Origin of the sequence: Aestuariivirga litoralis (genome assembly GCF_015714715.1) — a bacterium.
In the GTDB taxonomy this organism is placed as follows: domain Bacteria; phylum Pseudomonadota; class Alphaproteobacteria; order Rhizobiales; family Aestuariivirgaceae; genus Aestuariivirga; species Aestuariivirga litoralis_A.
Genome location: NZ_WAHS01000002.1, coordinates 360883 through 379417 on the forward strand (window position 1 = coordinate 360883; position 18535 = coordinate 379417).

Annotated in this window: 16 protein-coding genes and 1 riboswitch; of the genes, 12 read left to right on the forward strand and 4 right to left on the reverse strand. The window is 58.5% G+C overall.

Translation table 11 applies throughout. The features are described from left to right. The 7 genes from smc (at window position 1) to F8B91_RS13515 (ending at window position 6737) form a co-directional block, all read left to right on the forward strand. Window positions 1-3456 (forward strand): chromosome segregation protein SMC, encoded by a 3456-nt coding sequence (smc, locus tag F8B91_RS13485; protein WP_196504374.1) that lies wholly within the window; start codon window positions 1-3, stop codon window positions 3454-3456. Continuing rightward, window positions 3453-4049, forward strand: a complete 597-nt coding sequence (locus tag F8B91_RS13490) for an HAD family hydrolase (protein ID WP_196504375.1) — start codon at window positions 3453-3455, stop codon at window positions 4047-4049. The genes smc and F8B91_RS13490 overlap by 4 nt, the downstream gene beginning before the upstream one ends. 166 nt (window positions 4050-4215) lie before the next feature. Further along, the gene (locus tag F8B91_RS13495) at window positions 4216-4617 is read left to right on the forward strand and encodes an AtpZ/AtpI family protein (RefSeq protein WP_196504376.1); all 402 of its coding nucleotides are present in this window, start codon (window positions 4216-4218) and stop codon (window positions 4615-4617) included. Continuing rightward, window positions 4617-5369, forward strand: a complete 753-nt coding sequence (locus F8B91_RS13500; protein WP_196504377.1) for a F0F1 ATP synthase subunit A — start codon at window positions 4617-4619, stop codon at window positions 5367-5369. The genes F8B91_RS13495 and F8B91_RS13500 overlap by 1 nt, the downstream gene beginning before the upstream one ends. Before the next feature lie 42 nt (window positions 5370-5411). Next, window positions 5412-5639 (forward strand): F0F1 ATP synthase subunit C, encoded by a 228-nt coding sequence (locus tag F8B91_RS13505; protein WP_196504378.1) that lies wholly within the window; start codon window positions 5412-5414, stop codon window positions 5637-5639. A gap of 68 nt (window positions 5640-5707) precedes the next feature. Further along, window positions 5708-6247: an ATP F0F1 synthase subunit B gene (locus F8B91_RS13510; protein WP_196504379.1), complete on the forward strand. Its 540-nt coding sequence runs from the start codon at window positions 5708-5710 to the stop codon at window positions 6245-6247. A gap of 10 nt (window positions 6248-6257) precedes the next feature. Next, window positions 6258-6737, forward strand: coding sequence for an ATP F0F1 synthase subunit B (locus tag F8B91_RS13515; protein WP_246715258.1), 480 nt, complete (start codon window positions 6258-6260; stop codon window positions 6735-6737). Window positions 6738-6792: 55 nt separating this feature from the next. On the opposite strand, the gene gcvP is transcribed toward F8B91_RS13515, so the two are convergent. From gcvP to gcvT, 3 genes are read right to left on the reverse strand one after another with little or no spacing between them, the layout of a single operon-like run. Beyond that, window positions 6793-9606: an aminomethyl-transferring glycine dehydrogenase gene (gene gcvP, locus F8B91_RS13520; RefSeq protein ID WP_246715259.1), complete on the reverse strand. Its 2814-nt coding sequence runs from the start codon at window positions 9604-9606 to the stop codon at window positions 6793-6795. 5 nt (window positions 9607-9611) lie between these two features. Next, complete coding sequence (gcvH, locus tag F8B91_RS13525) at window positions 9612-9971, reverse strand: glycine cleavage system protein GcvH (RefSeq protein ID WP_196504381.1); 360 nt, start codon at window positions 9969-9971, stop codon at window positions 9612-9614. Between the two features lie 16 nt (window positions 9972-9987). After that, window positions 9988-11115 (reverse strand): glycine cleavage system aminomethyltransferase GcvT, encoded by a 1128-nt coding sequence (gene gcvT / locus F8B91_RS13530; protein ID WP_196504382.1) that lies wholly within the window; start codon window positions 11113-11115, stop codon window positions 9988-9990. Between the two features lie 154 nt (window positions 11116-11269). Continuing rightward, window positions 11270-11359, reverse strand: a riboswitch (glycine riboswitch). Between the two features lie 62 nt (window positions 11360-11421). On the opposite strand from gcvT, the gene F8B91_RS13535 reads away from it, so the two are divergent. Next, window positions 11422-12342, forward strand: coding sequence for an SMP-30/gluconolactonase/LRE family protein (locus F8B91_RS13535; RefSeq protein ID WP_196504383.1), 921 nt, complete (start codon window positions 11422-11424; stop codon window positions 12340-12342). Between the two features lie 5 nt (window positions 12343-12347). Beyond that, window positions 12348-12809, forward strand: coding sequence for a DUF6790 family protein (locus tag F8B91_RS13540; RefSeq protein WP_196504384.1), 462 nt, complete (start codon window positions 12348-12350; stop codon window positions 12807-12809). Window positions 12810-12840: 31 nt separating this feature from the next. Here F8B91_RS13540 and secA read toward each other — a convergent pair whose 3' ends face one another. Beyond that, window positions 12841-15618 carry a preprotein translocase subunit SecA gene (gene secA, locus F8B91_RS13545; protein WP_196504385.1) on the reverse strand — a complete coding sequence of 926 codons (2778 nt, stop codon included), beginning with the start codon at window positions 15616-15618 and terminating at the stop codon, window positions 12841-12843. Window positions 15619-15862: 244 nt separating this feature from the next. On the opposite strand from secA, the gene F8B91_RS13550 reads away from it, so the two are divergent. From F8B91_RS13550 to F8B91_RS13560, 3 genes are read left to right on the forward strand one after another with little or no spacing between them, the layout of a single operon-like run. Continuing rightward, window positions 15863-16876 (forward strand): peptidylprolyl isomerase, encoded by a 1014-nt coding sequence (locus F8B91_RS13550; RefSeq protein WP_281432941.1) that lies wholly within the window; start codon window positions 15863-15865, stop codon window positions 16874-16876. A gap of 16 nt (window positions 16877-16892) precedes the next feature. Next, on the forward strand, window positions 16893-18113 hold the full coding sequence (gene argJ, locus F8B91_RS13555; protein WP_196504386.1) for a bifunctional glutamate N-acetyltransferase/amino-acid acetyltransferase ArgJ: 1221 nt from the start codon (window positions 16893-16895) through the stop codon (window positions 18111-18113). 4 nt (window positions 18114-18117) lie between these two features. Continuing rightward, on the forward strand, window positions 18118-18516 hold the full coding sequence (locus tag F8B91_RS13560; protein ID WP_196504387.1) for a (deoxy)nucleoside triphosphate pyrophosphohydrolase: 399 nt from the start codon (window positions 18118-18120) through the stop codon (window positions 18514-18516). Window positions 18517-18535: the final 19 nt, after the last annotated feature.

An 18535-nucleotide genomic window follows, 5' to 3' on the forward strand; every position in this document is an offset into this window, starting at 1 on the left:
ATGAAATTTGCCAAACTGCGGCTGACAGGTTTCAAGTCCTTTGTAGAGCCCACCGAACTCATCATTGAAAAAGGGCTGACCGGCGTGGTCGGCCCCAATGGCTGCGGCAAGTCCAATTTGCTGGAAGCGCTACGCTGGGTCATGGGTGAAAACTCATACAAGTCGATGCGCGCGTCGGGCATGGAAGATGTGATCTTCTCCGGCACCACCCAGCGCCCGGCGCGCAACATGGCTGAAGTTCTGGTCACCATGCAGAATGATGACCGCACGGCGCCTGCAGCGTTCAACGACGCCGAGATGCTGGAAATCTCGCGCGAAATCGTCCGCGATCAGGGCTCGACTTACCGCGTCAATGGCGGCGAAGTGCGCGCCCGTGACGTGCAGCTTCTGTTCGCTGATGCCTCGACCGGCTCGCGCTCGCCAGCACTTGTGCGTCAGGGCCAGATCGCTGAACTGATCAATGCCAAGCCGCAAGCCCGCCGCCTGATTCTCGAAGAAGCCGCCGGCATCACCGGGCTGCACACGCGTCGCCATGAAGCAGAGCTCAAGCTCAAGGCTGCTGAAGCCAATGTCGCGCGCCTTGATGATGTGATGGCGCAGTTGGAAACCCAGTTGGCCAGCCTCAAGCGCCAGGCCCGCCAGGCGATCAAATACAAGCAGGTCTCCGCCGAAATCCGCAAGCTCGAAGCCTCCAGCCTCTATGTGGCGTGGCGCGAAGCGGCGGCGGCTTTGGAACATGACACCGAAGCCCTCAACCTCGCCACCCGCACACTGGCCTCACACACACTTTCCGCTTCGGAAAAACTGCGCATCCGCGATGAGCTGGGCGAGCAATTGCCGGGCCTGCGTGAGCAGGAGGCCTATAAGGCCGCCATGCTCCAGCGCATCAATATGGAGCGCACCAGCCTCGACGAAGAAGAAAAACGAGTCGAAGCCCGCCTGAACGAATTGAAGCAGCGCCGCACGCAAGCCAACAATGACTTGCTGCGTGAGCAAGGCCTTGTAGCCGACACCGATGCCGTCATCGCCAAGCTGGCCACCGAAGCGGAGGCGCTCACCCAAGCCCTGTCGGGTGATCAAACGTTGCGTGAAGAAGCCGCCACCATCTTGCAGGCCGCCGCGCAATCGCTGGCACGCGCGCAAGAAGCTGCCGATGCCGCCGGTGCCAAGCTGGCCGAACTCTCCGCCCAGCGCAGCGCCTTCGAGCGTGCTGTGGGCGAACATCAGGCCCGCGTTGCCCGCATCGAAAAGCAATCTGCCGAAATCGCCCAGCGCCAGCAGGATCTCAGCGCCCGCATCGGCTCCACCGAAGATGGCGCAACGCTTGCTCAGGCTGTGTCGCACGGCGAAACCGTGGTCTCGGAGGCCGAGCACGCCGCTGGCCATGCCGAAGCCGCGATCCGCGTGGCCCGCAATATCGAAACCGACAAGCGCGCCGCCCATGATGAAGCACGCCGCAAGGCTGATCGTCTGCAGACGGAAGTCCGCACCCTCACCAATTTGCTGAAAGCCAGCGGTGGCGATCTCTGGCCGTCGCTGCTCGACCAGATCACCGTGCAGCCCGGTTATGAAGCCGCTTTGGGTGCAGCCCTGGGCGAAGATATCGAAGCTTCCGCCGATGAGGGTGCCCCCGTTTTCTGGCGCGGCCTGCCGCCGTTGGATCACACCGCGGCTTTGCCCGCCGATGCCAAATCACTCAGCCATTTCGTCGTCGCCCCCGGCGCACTCTCACGCGTGCTGGCCCATATCGGCGTTGTCTCGAAAGCCGTGGGCGCTGCCTTGCAGCCGCAATTGAAGCCGGGCCAGAAACTGGTCTCGGTCGAAGGCGATGTCTGGCGCTGGGATGGTTTCACCTCCGCCGCCGATGCGCCCAGTGCCGCTGCCAAGCGCTTGGCCGAGCGCAACCGCCTCACTGAAATCGAAGAGAACATGAAGCAGGCGGCAGCCGATGCCGAAACTGCCAAGACCGAATTCGAACAGGCCCGCCTGAATGTCGAATCCGGCCAGCGCGCCGAACGCGACAAGCGCGAAGCCTGGCGCACGGCGACAGCCGCACTCGACGTGGCACGCAAAGCCCTGCAGGCGCATGAGCGCCGCATGGCCGAGAACGCCGCGCAAACATCGGCGCTGGAAGAATCCGCCCGCAACGCTGCCGCTCAATTGGCCGAAGCGCGCGAACAGCATCAGGGTGCTGCCAGCCAGTTCGCCGCCCTGCCCGCCAGCGATGGTCTCGGTGCAGAAGTACAGCGCCTGCGTGACGCGATGAATGGTGAGCGCGGTATTTATGCCGAGGCCCGCGCCCGCCATGATGGTTTGGAACGCGAAGCCAAACTCCGTGGTGACCGTCTGCGCACCATCGAAGGCGAACAGCGCGACTGGAAAACCCGCGCCGCCAAGGCGCAGGAACAGGCCGGCCAGCTCAACACCCGCCTCGATGAAACCGAGGCCGCCATCGCTGAAATGCAGGCCATGCCGCAGGCATTGGCTGACAAACGCCTGAAGCTGATGAACACCTTGGCTGAGGCCGAGGGTGAACGTCGCGCCGCCGCCGACAATCTGGCCACAGCTGAAAATGCCGTGCGCGAGGCCGACAAGGAATTGCGCGTCGCCCAGGAACAGGCTGCCACCTCGCGTGAAGGCCATGCGCGCTTGGGTGCCGTGCTCGAATCCACTAATGCCCGCCATCACACATCCGTGGCCCGCATCACCGAAGTACTGCAATGCGAGCCGCAGGAAATTCTCGCCAAGGCTGAACTCAGCGAAGAAAACCTGCCCGCCACCGATGTGATCGAAAAGCGCCTGAACGAATTGCGCGAAGACCGCGAGCGTCTGGGTGCCGTCAACCTGCGCGCCGATGAAGAAGCCCAAGCCGTCGGCGAGCAAGTGGACAAGATGAAGTCCGAAAAGGACGAACTGGTTCAAGCCATCGCCAAGCTGCGCGGCGGTATCGGCTCACTCAACCGCGAAGGCCGCCAGCGCCTGCTCGATGCTTTTGAAACAGTGAACACCAAATTCAGTGAACTCTTCACCACGCTGTTTGATGGCGGCAAGGCCGAACTGCAATTGATCGAGTCGGATGATCCGCTGGAAGCCGGCCTCGAAATCCTCGCCAATCCGCCCGGCAAGAAAGCCACCACTTTGTCGCTGCTCTCCGGCGGTGAACAGACGTTGACGGCGCTGTCGCTGATCTTCGCCGTGTTCCTCACCAATCCATCACCCATCTGCGTGATGGACGAAGTGGACGCACCGCTCGATGATCACAATATCGAGCGCTTCTGCAACCTGCTTGATGCGATGCTGCAGCGGACGGAAACCCGCTTCCTCATCATCACCCACCATCCGCTCACCATGGCCCGCATGCACCGCCTGTTCGGCGTCACCATGATGGAACGCGGTGTGTCGCAGCTGGTGTCCGTGAACCTCGAAGAAGCCGAGCAACTGATCGACGCAGCATGAACGTCGTCTTTGACCTCGGCATGGTTCTCATCGAATGGGACCCGCGTCATGTCTATCGCCAGGTCTTCAACGACGACGCCAAGATGGAATGGTTTCTCGCGGAAGTCTGCCACGGCGATTGGAATCTGGAACAGGACCGTGGCCGCTCCTTCGACGATGGCGTAAAGGAAGCCACCGCCCGCCACCCGGAACTGGCCAAGGAAATCGCCCTCTACCGCGACCGCTGGATGGACATGGTGCCGGGCGACATTCCAGGCTCCGTCGCCATCCTGAAGGAACTGCATGCCAAGGGCACACCCCTCTATGCCATTACCAACTGGAACAGCGACACCTACCGCGCCACCGAGAAACGCTTCGACTTCCTGAAGCTGTTCCGTGACATCGTGGTCTCCGGCGATGAAAAGCTGATCAAGCCGCAGCCCGAAATTTTCCAGCTTCTCGCCGCTCGCAATGGCCTAAACCTCGCAGATTCCCTTTTCATCGACGACAATCTCAAAAATGTGCACGGCGCCGAGGCCGTCGGCATGCGGGCGCACCACTTTACCGGCCCGGAAAGCCTGCGCACTGACTTGCAAAAGCGAGGGATTCTCTGAGATTCCCGCCAATCCCTTGACGCTCCGCCATACCGCTCTCAAAAACAGCATTGAAACAGCGTCTTACAAGGTGAATCCTTGCCTTGACACATGAAAGACCGGTAAGTATCAGGAGCGCGCTTTGAAAGGGGCCTTTTTCGGGCCTTTCTGGGGAGAGGTGTGGACAATGGCACGACCGACTTCCGGGAAGGGCAAGGACAACGAGGATCCTGCAAAGCTCGGCGACATTTCCGCCCGTTTGAGTGACCTGACCAGCCGTATCGCGGCTGAAAAGAGCACCAAAACCCAGGCAGAAAAGGCGCCGGCGAGTTACCAAGGGGCTTCGGACTATTCCAAGGGTTACCGCCTGGTCAGCGAATTTGTTGCTGGCATTCTGGTGGGTGCGGCCATTGGTTATGGGTTGGACCGGTTGTTCAACACGCTTCCGCTGTTCCTGATCATATTTTTGCTCGCAGGCTTTGGCGCCGGCATGGTCAACATGTCACGCGCGGCGAATAGAACGCCACCAACGCCTGAAGAGCTGGCCAAAATGCCGAAGCCGGCAGACGATGAAGACGAGGACAAGTAGTGGTAAACGATCCGATCCACCAATTCCGCATTCACAATATTTTCGGCCCGTGGAACATTTTTGGCCACGAGATCGGCTTCACCAATTCAAACCTGTTCATGGGCATCATCGTGCTGCTCACCGTGGGCTTCCTGCTCGCTGCTTCCGCCAAGCGCGCCATGGTGCCGGGCCGCATGCAGTCGGTGGGTGAGCTCTGGTACAATCTGATCCACAACATGGTGGATAATGTGCTGGGCCATGAGGGTGCGAAATTCTTCCCGCTGGTCTTCTCGCTGTTCTCTTTCGTGCTGGTGGCCAACCTGCTCGGCATGTTCCCGTATTTCTTCACCGTCACCAGCCAGGTGATCGTGACCGCCTCGCTCGCTGTCTTCGTTGTCGCCCTTGTTGTGGTGATCGGCATTTACAAGCACGGCCTCGGCTGGTTCAAACTCTTCGTGCCGTCGGGCGTGCCCATGGCCATCCTGCCCTTCATCTCGCTGATCGAAATCATTTCCTTCCTGTCGCGCCCCATCTCGCTGGGCCTGCGTCTGTTCGGCAACATGCTGGCTGGCCATATCGTGCTGAAGGTGTTCGCCGGCTTCGTGGTCAGCCTCGTAGCTCTGGGACTGGGCGGCATAATCGGCGCTCTGGCCCCATTGCTCATGGCTGTTGCCCTCACTGCATTGGAATTCCTGGTGGCCTTCCTGCAGGCCTTCGTCTTCGCCATTCTCACTTGCGTCTATCTCAATGACGCGCTTCACACCCATCACTAATTACCCCTTCAACAATCCAACATTTTTTCAAGGAGAACTAAAATGGACGCAAACGCAGCAAAGCTCATCGGCGCAGGTATCGCATGCATTGGCATGGGTGGTGCAGGCATCGGCGTGGGCATTATTTTCGGTAACTTCCTGTCGGGCGCCCTGCGCAACCCGGCTGCTGCTGGTGCCCAGTTCACCAACGCGCTGATCGGTGCTGCTCTGGCTGAAGGCCTCGGCATTTTCTCGCTCGTTGTCGCCCTCCTCCTCCTCTTCGTGTCGTAGTCGAAGAAGAACGTTTGGATACAGTCGGCCCATTCCGGGCCGGCTGAGGCATTTGGGTATCAGGCATTATGGCAACCACCACTGAAACAACGGAATCAACCGGTCACGAAGAAGGCGGTAAGTTCCCGCCATTGGATACGACCACCTTTCCGTCACAGCTGTTCTGGCTGGTGATCTTCTTTGCCCTTCTCTATCTGCTGCTGAGCCGCCTGGTCCTGCCACGTTTCGGCAAGATCCTCGGCGCCCGCAAAGGCCAGATCGACGGTGACATTGCCAGGGCCCAGGCCCTGAAGGATGAAACCGAAGCCGCACTCAAGTCCTATGAGAAGGCGCTGGCGGATGCCCGCAACAATGCCAACGACATCGCCAAGAAAACCCGTGATGACGTGACGGCGGAAGTGACGGCTGAACAGCACAAGCTGGATGCCTCGCTCGCCACCAAGATCAAGACCGCCGAAGACAAGATCGCCAAGGCCAAAGCCAAGGCGATGGATGCGGTGAATGACATCGCGGCCGATAGCGCCGCTGATATTGTAAGCTCGCTCACCGGCGGCAAAGTGCTCAAGACGGCGGCCGCCAAGGCCGTCACTGCTGCGGCCAAGGGCTAAGGGGAAGAACATGCAATTCATGGATCAAACCTTCTACGCCTTCGTCGCTCTGGTGCTGTTCCTCGGCGTTGTGTTTTACGCCGGTGCCCACAAGAAAGCCGGCAAGGCACTGGATGACCGCGCCGCCACCATCGCCAAGGAATTGGCCGATGCGAAGAAGCTGCGTGAAGACGCTGAAAAGCTTTTGGCCGATTACAAGCAGCGCAAGCTGGACGCCGAAAAGGAAGCCGCCGACATCATAGCTTCTGCCAAGACGCAGGCCAGCGAATACGCCAAGGAAGCCAAGACCAAGCTGACGGAAACCCTGGCCCGCCGCACCAAACAGGCCGAGATCAAGATTTCGCAAGCCGAGCAAGCCGCCACCAAAGAAGTCCGCCACCGCGCCGCTGACCTGGCGATCGCAGCCGCAGGCTCCCTCATCAGCGCCCAAAAGGGCAACGCCAAACTTATCGCGGACTCAATCGCAGCCGTGAAGGCCAAGTCGTACTGAGCTTCATACATTGAATTGAAAACGCCCCGCTCATGCGGGGCTTTTTTGTGCGCTATTACTCTGCCGCTTGCAGGTAATCTTCCATCGGCGGGCAGGCGCAGATCAAGTTGCGATCGCCATAAACATTGTCCACCCGCTTCACCGGGGGCCAATATTTGAAGCCATGATCGCCCAGCGGGAAGAAGGCCTGCGCCTTCTGATACGGGTGCTTCCACTCGCCCAGTAGATCCTTGTGCGTATGCGGCGCGTTCTTCAGTACATTGTCCGTCTTGTCGGCACGGCCAGCGATCACATCATCGATTTCCTTGCGGATGGCGATCATCGCATCGCAGAACCGGTCCAGCTCGCCCTTGGCTTCGCTCTCTGTGGGTTCCACCATCAGCGTATCAACCACCGGGAAAGACATGGTGGGCGCATGGAAGCCATAATCCGCCAACCGCTTGGCCACATCTTCCACCGACAGGCCCTTCTCCTTCAACCAGCGCAGATCGAGAATGCATTCATGCGCCACCGTGCCGGCAGGCCCGGTGTAAAGAATGGGGAACGAGTTCTTCAGCCGCGCCGCCATGTAATTGGCATTCAGCACCGCCATCTTGGTGGCCAGCGTGAGGCCATTACCGCCCATCATGGCGATATACATCCATGAGATCGGCAGGATCGACGCAGAACCGTAGGGTGCAGCAGACACAGCCCCCTTGGCACCACTCTTCTGCTTGATCACCGCATGCCCCGGCAGATGCGGTGCCAGATGGGCGCGAACGCCAATAGGCCCCATGCCCGGCCCGCCGCCGCCATGCGGAATGCAGAACGTCTTGTGCAAATTCATGTGGCACACATCAGCACCCAACTCGGCAGGCCGCATCAATCCCACTTGTGCATTGAGATTGGCGCCATCGAGATAAACCTGACCGCCATTCTCATGAATGATGCGGCAGATATCCACGATCGAATCCTCATAGACGCCGTGCGTCGACGGATAAGTGATCATCAACGCCGCAAGGTCATGCGCGTGTTGCTTGGCCTTGGCTTCGAGGTCAGCCACTTCCACATTGCCCTTGGCATCGCAAGCCACCACCACAATCTTCATGCCGCACATCGCAGCCGAAGCCGGGTTGGTACCATGTGCTGAAATCGGGATCAGGCACACATCACGCTTCTTGCCGCCGTTTTTGTCGAGATAACCGCGGATCGCCATCAGGCCCGCATATTCGCCCTGGCTGCCCGCATTGGGCTGCAGCGACACGGCATCAAAACCGGTGATCTCACACAGCATCTTTTCCAGGCTGGCAAACATCGCCGCATAACCTTTGGTCTGTGCAGGCGGTGCGAAGGGATGGATTTGCCCAATCTCCGGCCAAGTCACCGGGATCATCTCCGCCGCTGCATTCAGCTTCATGGTACAAGAGCCAAGTGGAATCATCGCCTGATCCAGCGCCAAATCCTTGCCCTGCAGCAACCGCATATAGCGCATCATCTCGGTTTCCGTGCGGTGGCGGTGGAAAACCGGATGCGTGAGGAACGCAGACTGGCGCTGCAGGTTCAGCGAAATACCACCAGCGTTGCCGCCGTCAGTGCCGCCGAACACTTTGATCAGTACACGGATGGTTTCATCCGTCGTGGTTTCATCCAGCGCAACGCCGACATGATCTGCATCCACCAGACGCAGATTGATTCCAGCCTTGGCCGCCGCTGCAAAAACAGATTTCGCGCCGCCCTTCACCTTAATCGTCACGGTATCAAAGAAATTCTCTGACAACAGCTCATGCCCCGCCGCTTTCACTGCACCCGCCAGTTTTCGCGCGTGGGCGTGAATGCCCTCAGCCATGGATTTCAAACCTTCCGGACCGTGCCAGCAAGCATAGAACCCGGCCATCACCGCCAGCAGAACTTGCGCCGTGCAGATATTCGACGTCGCCTTGTCGCGGCGGATATGCTGCTCGCGCGTTTGCAGCGCCATGCGCAAGGCGCGGTGGCCCGCAGCATCGACCGACACACCGATCAGGCGGCCCGGCATCACCCGCTTCAACTCATTCTTCACCGCAAAGAAAGCGGCATGCGGCCCACCGAAGCCCATCGGCACACCAAAGCGTTGCGCACAACCCAGTGCAATGTCAGCTCCCATTTCACCCGGTGATTTCAATAGCGTCAGCGCCAGTAAATCAGTGGCGACAATCGCCAATGCGCCCGCCTCATGCAGCTTGGCCGTGATGGAAGAAATATCCCGCACCGCGCCCGATGAACCCGGATAGGAAAGCAGCGCACCAAACACCTTGGCCGCATCCAGCTGCGCCACATCGGCAATCTGCAGCTCAATACCAAAACCCTTGGCGCGCGTTTGCAGCACACCAATGGTCTGCGGATGCGTATCCTTGTCGATGAAAAACACATTGGCTTGGGACTTCGCCACGCGCTTGGCCATCGCCATCGCTTCGGCGGCGGCGGTTGCCTCATCCAGCAACGAGGCATTGGCAATATCGAGTCCGGTCAGGTCCATCACCATCTGCTGGTAATTCAGCAGCGCTTCCAGCCGCCCCTGGCTCACCTCCGCCTGGTAAGGCGTGTAAGCCGTGTACCAGCCCGGATTCTCCAGCACATTGCGCAGGATCACCGGCGGCACATGCGTGCCGTAATAGCCCATGCCGATAGCCGAGGTGAGAACCTTGTTCTGCTCCGCCATCGCCTTCATTTTGGCCAGCGCCTCATGCTCGCTCAACGCCGGTTCCATCTCCAGCGCGCGCGTGCTTCGCAATTTTTCCGGCACAGCCTTGGCGATGAAATCATCCAACGAAGATGAGCCGAGCAGTTTCAGCATGCTGGCCGTTTCAGTTTCATTGGGTCCGATATGACGTGAGGAGAAAGGCACTGTCATGGGCATTATCCTACAAATTTGTCGTAAGCCGCCTTGTCCATCAGCGCGGACAATTCGCTTTCATTGGAAAGCTTCACCTTCATGAACCAGCCGTCGCTCTCAGGCGCGCGGTTCACCAGAGCAGGATCACCGGAAAGCTCCTCATTCACCGCGACGACTTCGCCGGAGACGGGTACGTAGACATCCGAAGCAGCCTTCACGCTTTCCACCGTGGCCACATTTTCATTGGCTTTCACCTGGCGGCCGATTTTCGGAAGATCGACAAACACCACGTCGCCCAATTGCGATTGTGCGTGCTCGGAAATACCGATGGTAGCCACGCCACCTTCAACGGTCACCCATTCATGGTCTTTGGAGAATTTCATTTTGTTATTTCCTCTGTTATCTTTTGAAGCGGTTGGGAATGAAGGGCAGCGAAACAGCCTGCGCCGGCATCGCCTGCCCGCGCACGATCAGCTGCAAGGGCGTGCCGGGCGTGGCATAGGCGGTTTCCACATAGCCCATGGCAATCGGGCCATTCACTGTGGGGCCGAAGCCGCCCGAGGTGATCACGCCAATCTTACGTCCCGTCTCGTCCTGAATCTCTGTACCGTCGCGCGCCGGGGCGCGACCTTCCGGCTTGATGCCGATGCGCTTGCGCGATACGCCACCCAGCAATTCGCGCTGCACGCGGCGCGAGCCCGGAAAGCCACCATCCACACGCCGTCGCTTGGCGATGGACCATTGCAGCCCGGCCTCGATGGGTGAAGTCGTCTTGTCGATGTCATGGCCATAAAGACACAAGCCAGCTTCCAGCCGCAGGGAATCGCGAGCACCCAGACCGACCGGCTTCACATCAGCATTTTCCAGAAGCCTGTTCCACAGCGTGGCCGCATCCTTGTCCTCAACCGAAAGCTCAAAGCCGTCTTCACCGGTATAGCCGGAGCGCGACACATGCACTTCCATGCCACCCAGCATGAAGCGCCCCGAACTCATGAAGGCCAATTGCTTCACCGCAGGATTGAGTGCCGCAAGAACGCCTTCGGCCTTCGGCCCCTGCAGCGCCATGAGGGCCAGCGAGTCATAGCGTTTGAAACTCAAGCCAGGCGGCAGGTTTTCCTCGATATGGTCAAAGTCAAAACCCTTGCGCGAGGCGTTGACTACCACATAGAGCGAGCCTTCCAGCCCTTCCCAATTTGAATGCGTAATCATCAGATCATCGCTGATGCCACCTTGCACATTCATCAATTGCGAATAGCGCTGCTGGCCGGGAGCTAGGCTCAGCACATCGGCGGGCACCAGCATTTCCATCGCCCGCGCGGTGGTTTGGAAATCCGGCCCGGTGATCGAACATTGGCCCATATGCGAAACTTCAAACAGACCCGCATTCTCGCGGCACCATTTGTGCTCGGCCATGATGCCGGTGGGATATTGAACCGGCATGTAATAGCCCGCAAAGGGCACCATTTTGGCGCCCAGGGCCACATGCAGATCATAAAGCGGGGTGCGCCTCAGCGCGGTTTCGTCCATTGTAACTCTCCTGACAGCAAAGCAAACACGGTTCAAAAAACCATGTTGCCCCCTCTGTCAGGAACCTGAGAGTTTCCGCCTGCCCTGTCACTCCGACACAGGGTAAGCTTTCTCCTTCGGTGAAAGGCAGGATGCCTTTGCTCTCCAGAGTTCAATCCACTTCGCGGTCCTTTTGCCTGAGAGTTTCCGGGGCGGTTGCTCCTTCGGCATCGGGAATAAACCCGATTTCTCCCGCAATAGTGGTGACGCAGAACAGGACCGATGATAGAACTTGCAGCAACTAAGTCAAGAAAAGCAGGAAATGCCATGTTTTACGGGGAACCAGAGGGTACCGGTTACGAAATTCTCGACAAGCGTTTTGAACAGCTGAAGACCGGCCATGGCCGCGTTGAACGCCTGTGGACGGGTGCGCGCTGGACCGAAGGCCCTGCGTGGTTTCCCGCCGGCCGGTATTTGCTGTTCTCGGATATTCCCAACAACCGCATGATGCGTTTCGATGAGACTGATGGCAGCGTTTCCACCTTCCGCCAGCCCTCGAACAATTCCAACGGCAACACCCGCGACTTTCAGGGCCGCCTTGTCAGCTGCGAGCATCTCGCCCGCCGTGTCACGCGCACCGAGCATGATGGTTCGATCACTGTTCTCGCATCGCATCTCGATGGTAAGCGCTTCAACTCGCCCAATGACGTGGTGGTGAAGAGCGATGGCTCCATCTGGTTCACCGATCCAAGCTACGGAATCCTCGCCGATTATGAAGGTGGCCGTGCCGAGAGCGAAATCGGCCGCTGCAATGTCTACCGCATCGATGGCCAGAGCGGTGATATCACGCTGGTGGCCGATGATTTCGAAAAGCCCAATGGCCTCGCCTTCTCGCCCGATGAAAGCCTGCTCTATATCGCCGACACCGGTGCGAGCCATTTGGTGAACGGCCCCAAACACATTCGCCGTTTCAAGGTGGATGGCGCCAGGCTGCGCGGCGGCGAAGTTTTCGCCACCTGCACGGCCGGCCTGTTTGACGGCTTCCGGCTGGATAGCGATGGCCGCATCTGGACCTCAGCCGCCGATGGCGTGCACTGCTATGAACCAGACGGCACGCTGATCGGCAAAGTGCTGATTCCGGAACTGGTCGCCAATGTCAGCTGGGGCGGCGCAAAATTGAACCGCCTCTTCATCTGCGGCACCACATCGCTCTATTCGGTCTATCTGTCGGTCAACGGCACAAGATAAACTTTATGTATCTCGCCATCGTCTTGCTCACCATGCTGGTTCTTCCGGTTGCTTCCATGCTGGTTCATCATGGCATGGAGCCGTCTCTTCCATGGATAGTGCTGCTGGGCCGCTGGTTCGTGTTCTGGGGCGTGGGCGCAAGATTAGGTCTTGCCGGCTTCCGCCAATATCTCCGCCCTGAATTCACGGCGCGGAACATTTTCCACATGAAAGGCGATGAAGCCTTGCCCTTGGTGAAAGAGCTCGGCGCAGCCAATCTTGCCGCCGGCGTCACGGGCCTGCTCTCGCTCGTCATGCCCAGCTTCGTGCTTCCCGCTGCCATCTATGCGCTGATCTTCTATGCAAATGCAGGATGGGCGCATGTCATGCGGCCCGGACGTTTGCTCAACGAAAACATCGCCATGATCAGCGATCTTTTCATTGCGCTCATTCTGGCTGTCTACGTGCTTGGATCGGTCTTTTCATAGTTGACTGACTGCGCGCTGAACGCCCAAAGCGTCAAACGAAAGCCCCATGGCAGTGCTTGTATTTCTTGCCTGAGCCGCAGGGGCAATCGTCATTGCGGGCAACCTTGCCCCAGGTTTCCGGCTTCTTCGGATTGAATTTCGCCGCTGCCTTCTTCAGCGCAGCCTTTTTCTTCGCCGGGGCCGCAGCCTCCATCGTCATCTGGCCAACGACAACATTTTGATCGCCGCCTTCATCCTGGTGCGATGTCGCATCGATGTGATGCATTTCCATCGGGGGCAAGGGCGTTTCATCCGGCAAACCATCTGGCGGCTGTGATTGCAATTGCACGCGCATCAACTGGCTGGTCACCGCTTCCTTCAGGTTTGACACCATGTCCTGGAACATGTTGTAGCCTTCGGTTTTGTATTCGTTCAGCGGGTCGCGCTGGCCATAACCACGCAAATGGATCACCTGGCGCAGGTAATCATTGGCAATGATGTGCTCGCGCCATAGCTTGTCCAATGTCTGCAGCAGTACTGATTTTTCAATCTGATGCGGCAGGTTCTGGCCGGGCATGGCCTGGTTCCATTCCTCGCGCTTGGCGATATACATGCCGTCCACAGTTTCCAGCACACGCTCGCGGATCTGTTCTTCCGCAATGCCTTCTTCCTTGGCCCAGTCATCGACCGGGAAATCAATCGCCACTGCGTCACGCAGCTTTTCGCGCAGGCCCACCGCATCCCAAGATTCCGCATAAGCGTTTTCAGGGATATGCTTTGAAACCAGCTCGCTCACCACGTCATGGCGCATGTCATCAACGGTTTCGGAAACTTCCTCGCCCTTCATGATGCTGACGCGCTGGTCGAAGATCACCTTGCGCTGGTCGTTCATCACGTTGTCGAATTTCAGCAGGTTTTTGCGGATATCGAAGTTGCGCGCTTCCACTTTCTTCTGCGCCGTTTCCAGCGCCTTGTTGATCCAGGTGGAAACAATCGCCTCGCCTTCCTTAAGGCCCAGCTTCTGCAACATGCCATCCAGACGATCGGTGCCGAAGATGCGCATCAGATCATCTTGCAGCGAGAGATAGAAGCGCGAACGGCCAGGATCGCCCTGGCGTCCGGAACGGCCACGCAACTGGTTGTCGATGCGGCGGCTTTCATGGCGTTCGGTGCCGATCACAAAGAGACCGCCAGCATCGAGCACGATGCGCTTGTTGGATTCAATCTCATCAACGATTTTCTGGATGGCGCGATTGCGCTCAGGTCCTTCCGGCAAATGTGCGAGCTCCTGCTCAACACGCATGTCCAGATTGCCGCCCAGCTTGATGTCGGTGCCGCGGCCGGCCATGTTGGTGGCGATGGTCACAGCACCCGGCGCACCGGCCTGCGCGATGATCTGGGCTTCCTGTTCATGGAAGCGCGCATTCAAAACGTTATGCTGGATTTTTGCAGCGGTAAGTGCTGCCGAAAGCTGCTCTGATTTTTCAATCGAAGCGGTGCCGACGAGCACCGGTTGTCCACCAGCGGTGGCGACGCGGATCGTCTCGATGATCGAGGTAAACTTCTCGCGCTCGGTGCGGTAAACTTCATCGCTTTCGTCGAGGCGTGCCACCGGCACGTTGGTCGGCACTTCGAGAACATCAAGCCCATAGATGTCGATGAACTCATCCACTTCGGTGAGTGCTGTACCAGTCATGCCCGCAAGCTTGTCATACATGCGGAAATAATTCTGGAAAGTGATCGAAGCCATCGTCACATTTTCAGGCTGAACCTGCACGTGTTCCTTGGCTTCGATGGCCTGATGCAGGCCTTCCGAATAGCGCCGGCCCGGCATCATGCGGCCAGTGAATTCGTCAATGATGACCACTTCGCCATCCTTGACGATATAGTCCTTGTCCAGCGTGAATAGCTTGTGTGCGCGCAGGGCGTTCTGGATGTGATGCACCACGGTCACGTTGGCCGCATCATACAGCGTGCCGCCCTTGATCACGCCAGCCGCCAGCAGCATCTGCTCGAGATGTTCATTGCCGGCTTCCGTCAGCGTCACCTGGCGCTGCTTTTCATCGAGTTCAAAGTCTTCCGCCAGAAGCTGCGGAATGAACTTGTCCAGCGTGTTGTAGAGATCAGACTTGTCGTCCACCGGGCCTGAAATGATCAGCGGCGTGCGCGCTTCGTCGATCAGGATCGAGTCCACTTCGTCAACGATGGCGAAGTTGTGCTCACGCTGCACCATCTCTTCGAGATGATACTTCATGTTGTCACGCAGATAATCGAAACCCAGCTCGTTGTTGGTGCCGTAAGTCACATCGCAAGCGTAGGCCGCACGGCGCTGATTATCATCCAGCCCGTGCACGATCACGCCGGTGGTCATCCCAAGTGTGGCAAACACCTTGCCCATCCAGGCCGAGTCACGCTTGGCCAGATAGTCATTCACCGTCACCACGTGAACACCCTTGCCAGCAAGGGCGGCGAGATAGACCGGAAGCGTGGAGACCAGCGTCTTGCCTTCACCGGTTTTCATCTCGGCAATCATGCCGGCATTGAGCACCATGCCGCCCACCATCTGCACATCGAAATGGCGCAGACCAAGAGAACGCTTGGCGGCTTCGCGCACGGCAGCAAAGGCCGGCACCAGCAGATCATCCAGCGTCTTGCCTTCGGCCAGTTCGGCACGGAATTTGGCAGTCAGACCCATCAACTCGGAATCGCTTAGGGCTTCATACTCCGGCTCCATCGCATTGATGGCCGGCACCTTCTTCTGGTAGGTCACCAACTTGCGGCCGTTCGTCGTCCCAAAAACCTTGGCGGCGAGAGTTCCCAATCCGAGCATGTGATTCGTTCCTGGCGGGCGCAAAAGCCCTTAGAATGGTTAAGCGATTTGGGCCGCATATAGCCCAGGGATGGGGCTTGGGGAAAGCCTCTCATCCAATTGGATTGAAATAGGGGTTGAACCGTACGGTTTCAACCTGTTGCATAGCGGCAACATGGTCTGCAAAAGGCATATTCTTGCCTTGTTTGCGGGGCAAGGGCCCAATATACGAACGCCACCCCGCCTCATAGACTTGATGGATTTCATGAACCAGATGCAATTTTCCCTGAAAACCGCTTTGTTGGCTGGTCTCTTCAGCCTTACAGTTCTGGGCCAGGCCCTGGCTCAGACCGCTGCACCCGCAACCGCCGCCAATCCAAAGGAAGACAAGGTTATTGCCACGGTCAATGGCTACGAAATCAAGACGTCCGAGGTCCGGATGGCCTTTGATGACGTGGTGGGCCAGCTTCCCAACATGCCCGCCAAATTGCGTTTCCCCTTCGTAGTGGAATTCCTGGTTGAGCGCCATTTGCTGGCCCAGGTTGCCGCCAAGGAAGGCATCGCCGATAGCGAAGACTACAAGCGCCGCCTCGCTGCCTATCAGGCCAAGGCGCTGCGTGATTCCTACCTGACGGAAAAAGTCGCCCCCTCTGTCACCGAGGCCGAAATCAAGGCTGCCTATGACAAGGAAAGCGCAAAAGTCTCTCAGACTGAACGTATCCGCGCTCGTCACATTCTGGTGGCCACCGAAAAAGAAGCCAATGACATTGAAGCCAAGCTGAAGGCTGGCTCCAAGTTCGAAGACTTGGCCAAGCAATACAGCCTGGACGGCTCCAAGGATTACGGTGGCGACCTCGGTTACTTTACCGCTCCTGAAATGGTGCCGGATTTCTCCAAGGCCGCCTTCGCCCTCAAAGTGGGTGAAGTCTCTGCCCCAGTGAAAACCGATTACGGTTGGCACATCATCCGCCTCGATGACCGCAAGATGGGTTCGGCCCAGCCTTACGACCAGGTGAAGGACGCGATCAAGAATGTGTTGGTGCGCGACAAGGTGCAGGCTTTGCTGGCTTCGCTGCAGGGCACCGCCAAGGTTGAAATTCTCGATGAGGATCTGAAGAAGGCGCAAGCCGAAGCTCAGGCCCAGCAGAAAGCCCTGAGAGACAAGCAACAGCAGAATGGTGCCGCCGCCGCTGTTCAGGGCGAAGGCGATGGAAGCACCGACCAGAGCGGCAAGGGCGACTTGAGCTTGCCCGGCACCGACGACCAGCAGCAAAACTAATCCACGGAGATCCATAATGGCGCATGCCGTTTCACCCCTTGCGCCAACCAGCTTTCCAGAGATGCCCGCAATCGCGGGCATTTCTTTGGCCGCTGCGGCAACCGGCATCCGCTATAAAGGCCGCCCCGATGTCCTGCTGGCAATCGTGCCCCAGAGCACTACGGTGGCCGGCTGTCTTACCAAATCCAAATCTCCCTCGGCCCCAGTTGATTGGTGTGTCGCCAGCCTGAAACAGGGCAAGGCGCGGGCACTTGTCGTCAATGCCGGCAATGCCAATGCCTTCACCGGAAAAGCCGGCATCGCCACCGTAAAGGCCGTGGCCCAGGCCACCGCCAAATTGATCGGCTGCAAGCCTGCCGAAGTTTTCCAGGCCTCAACCGGGGTGATCGGCGAACCGCTGAACCCCGCCCCCATCACCGGCGCGCTGGAACAGCTCAAAGCCGATGTGAAGGAAGACGCCTGGAGCATGGCGGCCTCCGCCATCATGACCACCGACACCTTCGCCAAGATGGCGACAGTGAAGGCCAAGGTCGGCGGTAAGACCATCACCATCAACGGCATCGCCAAAGGCTCGGGCATGATTGCACCCGACATGGCCACCATGCTGGTCTTCATTTTTACCGATGCGAAAATGGCAGCCAAGCCGCTGCAAAAGGCACTGACGGCCGCAGTAAACCCAAGCTTCAACTGCATCACGGTGGATGGCGATACTTCTACCTCAGACACGGTGCTGCTGTTTGCCACCGGCGCAGGCGCCGAGGTGAAATCACCCGCCGACCATAAGGCCTTCAACAAGGCGCTTGATGCGCTCTGCCTCGACTTGGCTCTGCAAGTCGCCAAGGATGGCGAAGGCGCGGAAAAGCTGATCGAGATCAAGATCACCGGCGCCGAGAATGACAAGGCTGCCCACAAGATTGGCATGACCATCGCCAATTCACCCCTGGTGAAAACCGCGATTGCTGGCGAAGACGCCAATTGGGGCCGCATCGTCATGGCCATCGGAAAATCCGGCGAGAAGGCTATCCGCGACAAGCTCCGCATCAAGATCGGCGGCATTCTTGTTGCGGCCAAGGGCATGAAGGATCCGAACTACAAGGAAGCCGACATCATGCCCCACATGAAAGGCCGCGACATCAGGATCGAGGCTGACATTGGTGTAGGCAAGGGCAAATCCACCGTGTGGACCTGCGACCTCACCCACCGCTATATCGACATCAATGGTTCCTACCGCAGCTAGCGCGATGAAAGTCACACTCGTTTGCGCGGTGGCGCTGGTGGATGCTGATGGGCGCGTGCTCATCGCCAAGCGGCCGGAGGGCAAACAGCTGGCCGGGATGTGGGAATTTCCCGGTGGCAAACTCGAAGCGGGCGAACGCCCCGAGACAGCTTTGATCCGTGAACTCAAGGAAGAGCTGGGCATCAATGTCGAGCAATCCTGCCTCGCCCCGCTCACTTTTGCCTCACATGCCTATGACGACTTCCATCTGCTGATGCCGCTCTATGTCTGCCGCCGCTGGAAGGGCATTCCGACCGCACTGGAAGGCCAGGAATTGAAATGGGCTTTCCCACGTGATTTGCACACATATCCCATGCCGCCCGCAGACCTGCCGCTGATCCCGCATCTCGTGGATTTGCTCTAGATTCCAATTTCTGCCAATT

What these genes read in the sequence shown, in the direction of transcription:
- F8B91_RS13540 (WP_196504384.1), top strand. Translation starts at nt 12,348, where the DNA reads ATGTATCTCGCCATCGTCTTGCTCACCATGCTGGTTCTTCCGGTTGCT.
- F8B91_RS13490 (WP_196504375.1), top strand. Translation starts at nt 3,453, where the DNA reads ATGAACGTCGTCTTTGACCTCGGCATGGTTCTCATCGAATGGGACCCG.
- smc (WP_196504374.1), top strand. Translation starts at nt 1, where the DNA reads ATGAAATTTGCCAAACTGCGGCTGACAGGTTTCAAGTCCTTTGTAGAG.
- F8B91_RS13535 (WP_196504383.1), top strand. Translation starts at nt 11,422, where the DNA reads ATGTTTTACGGGGAACCAGAGGGTACCGGTTACGAAATTCTCGACAAG.
- F8B91_RS13550 (WP_281432941.1), top strand. Translation starts at nt 15,863, where the DNA reads ATGAACCAGATGCAATTTTCCCTGAAAACCGCTTTGTTGGCTGGTCTC.
- gcvT (WP_196504382.1), bottom strand. Translation starts at nt 11,115, where the DNA reads ATGGACGAAACCGCGCTGAGGCGCACCCCGCTTTATGATCTGCATGTG.
- F8B91_RS13510 (WP_196504379.1), top strand. Translation starts at nt 5,708, where the DNA reads ATGGCAACCACCACTGAAACAACGGAATCAACCGGTCACGAAGAAGGC.
- F8B91_RS13515 (WP_246715258.1), top strand. Translation starts at nt 6,258, where the DNA reads ATGCAATTCATGGATCAAACCTTCTACGCCTTCGTCGCTCTGGTGCTG.
- gcvP (WP_246715259.1), bottom strand. Translation starts at nt 9,606, where the DNA reads ATGACAGTGCCTTTCTCCTCACGTCATATCGGACCCAATGAAACTGAA.
- F8B91_RS13505 (WP_196504378.1), top strand. Translation starts at nt 5,412, where the DNA reads ATGGACGCAAACGCAGCAAAGCTCATCGGCGCAGGTATCGCATGCATT.
- secA (WP_196504385.1), bottom strand. Translation starts at nt 15,618, where the DNA reads ATGCTCGGATTGGGAACTCTCGCCGCCAAGGTTTTTGGGACGACGAAC.
- F8B91_RS13495 (WP_196504376.1), top strand. Translation starts at nt 4,216, where the DNA reads ATGGCACGACCGACTTCCGGGAAGGGCAAGGACAACGAGGATCCTGCA.
- F8B91_RS13560 (WP_196504387.1), top strand. Translation starts at nt 18,118, where the DNA reads ATGAAAGTCACACTCGTTTGCGCGGTGGCGCTGGTGGATGCTGATGGG.
- gcvH (WP_196504381.1), bottom strand. Translation starts at nt 9,971, where the DNA reads ATGAAATTCTCCAAAGACCATGAATGGGTGACCGTTGAAGGTGGCGTG.
- argJ (WP_196504386.1), top strand. Translation starts at nt 16,893, where the DNA reads ATGGCGCATGCCGTTTCACCCCTTGCGCCAACCAGCTTTCCAGAGATG.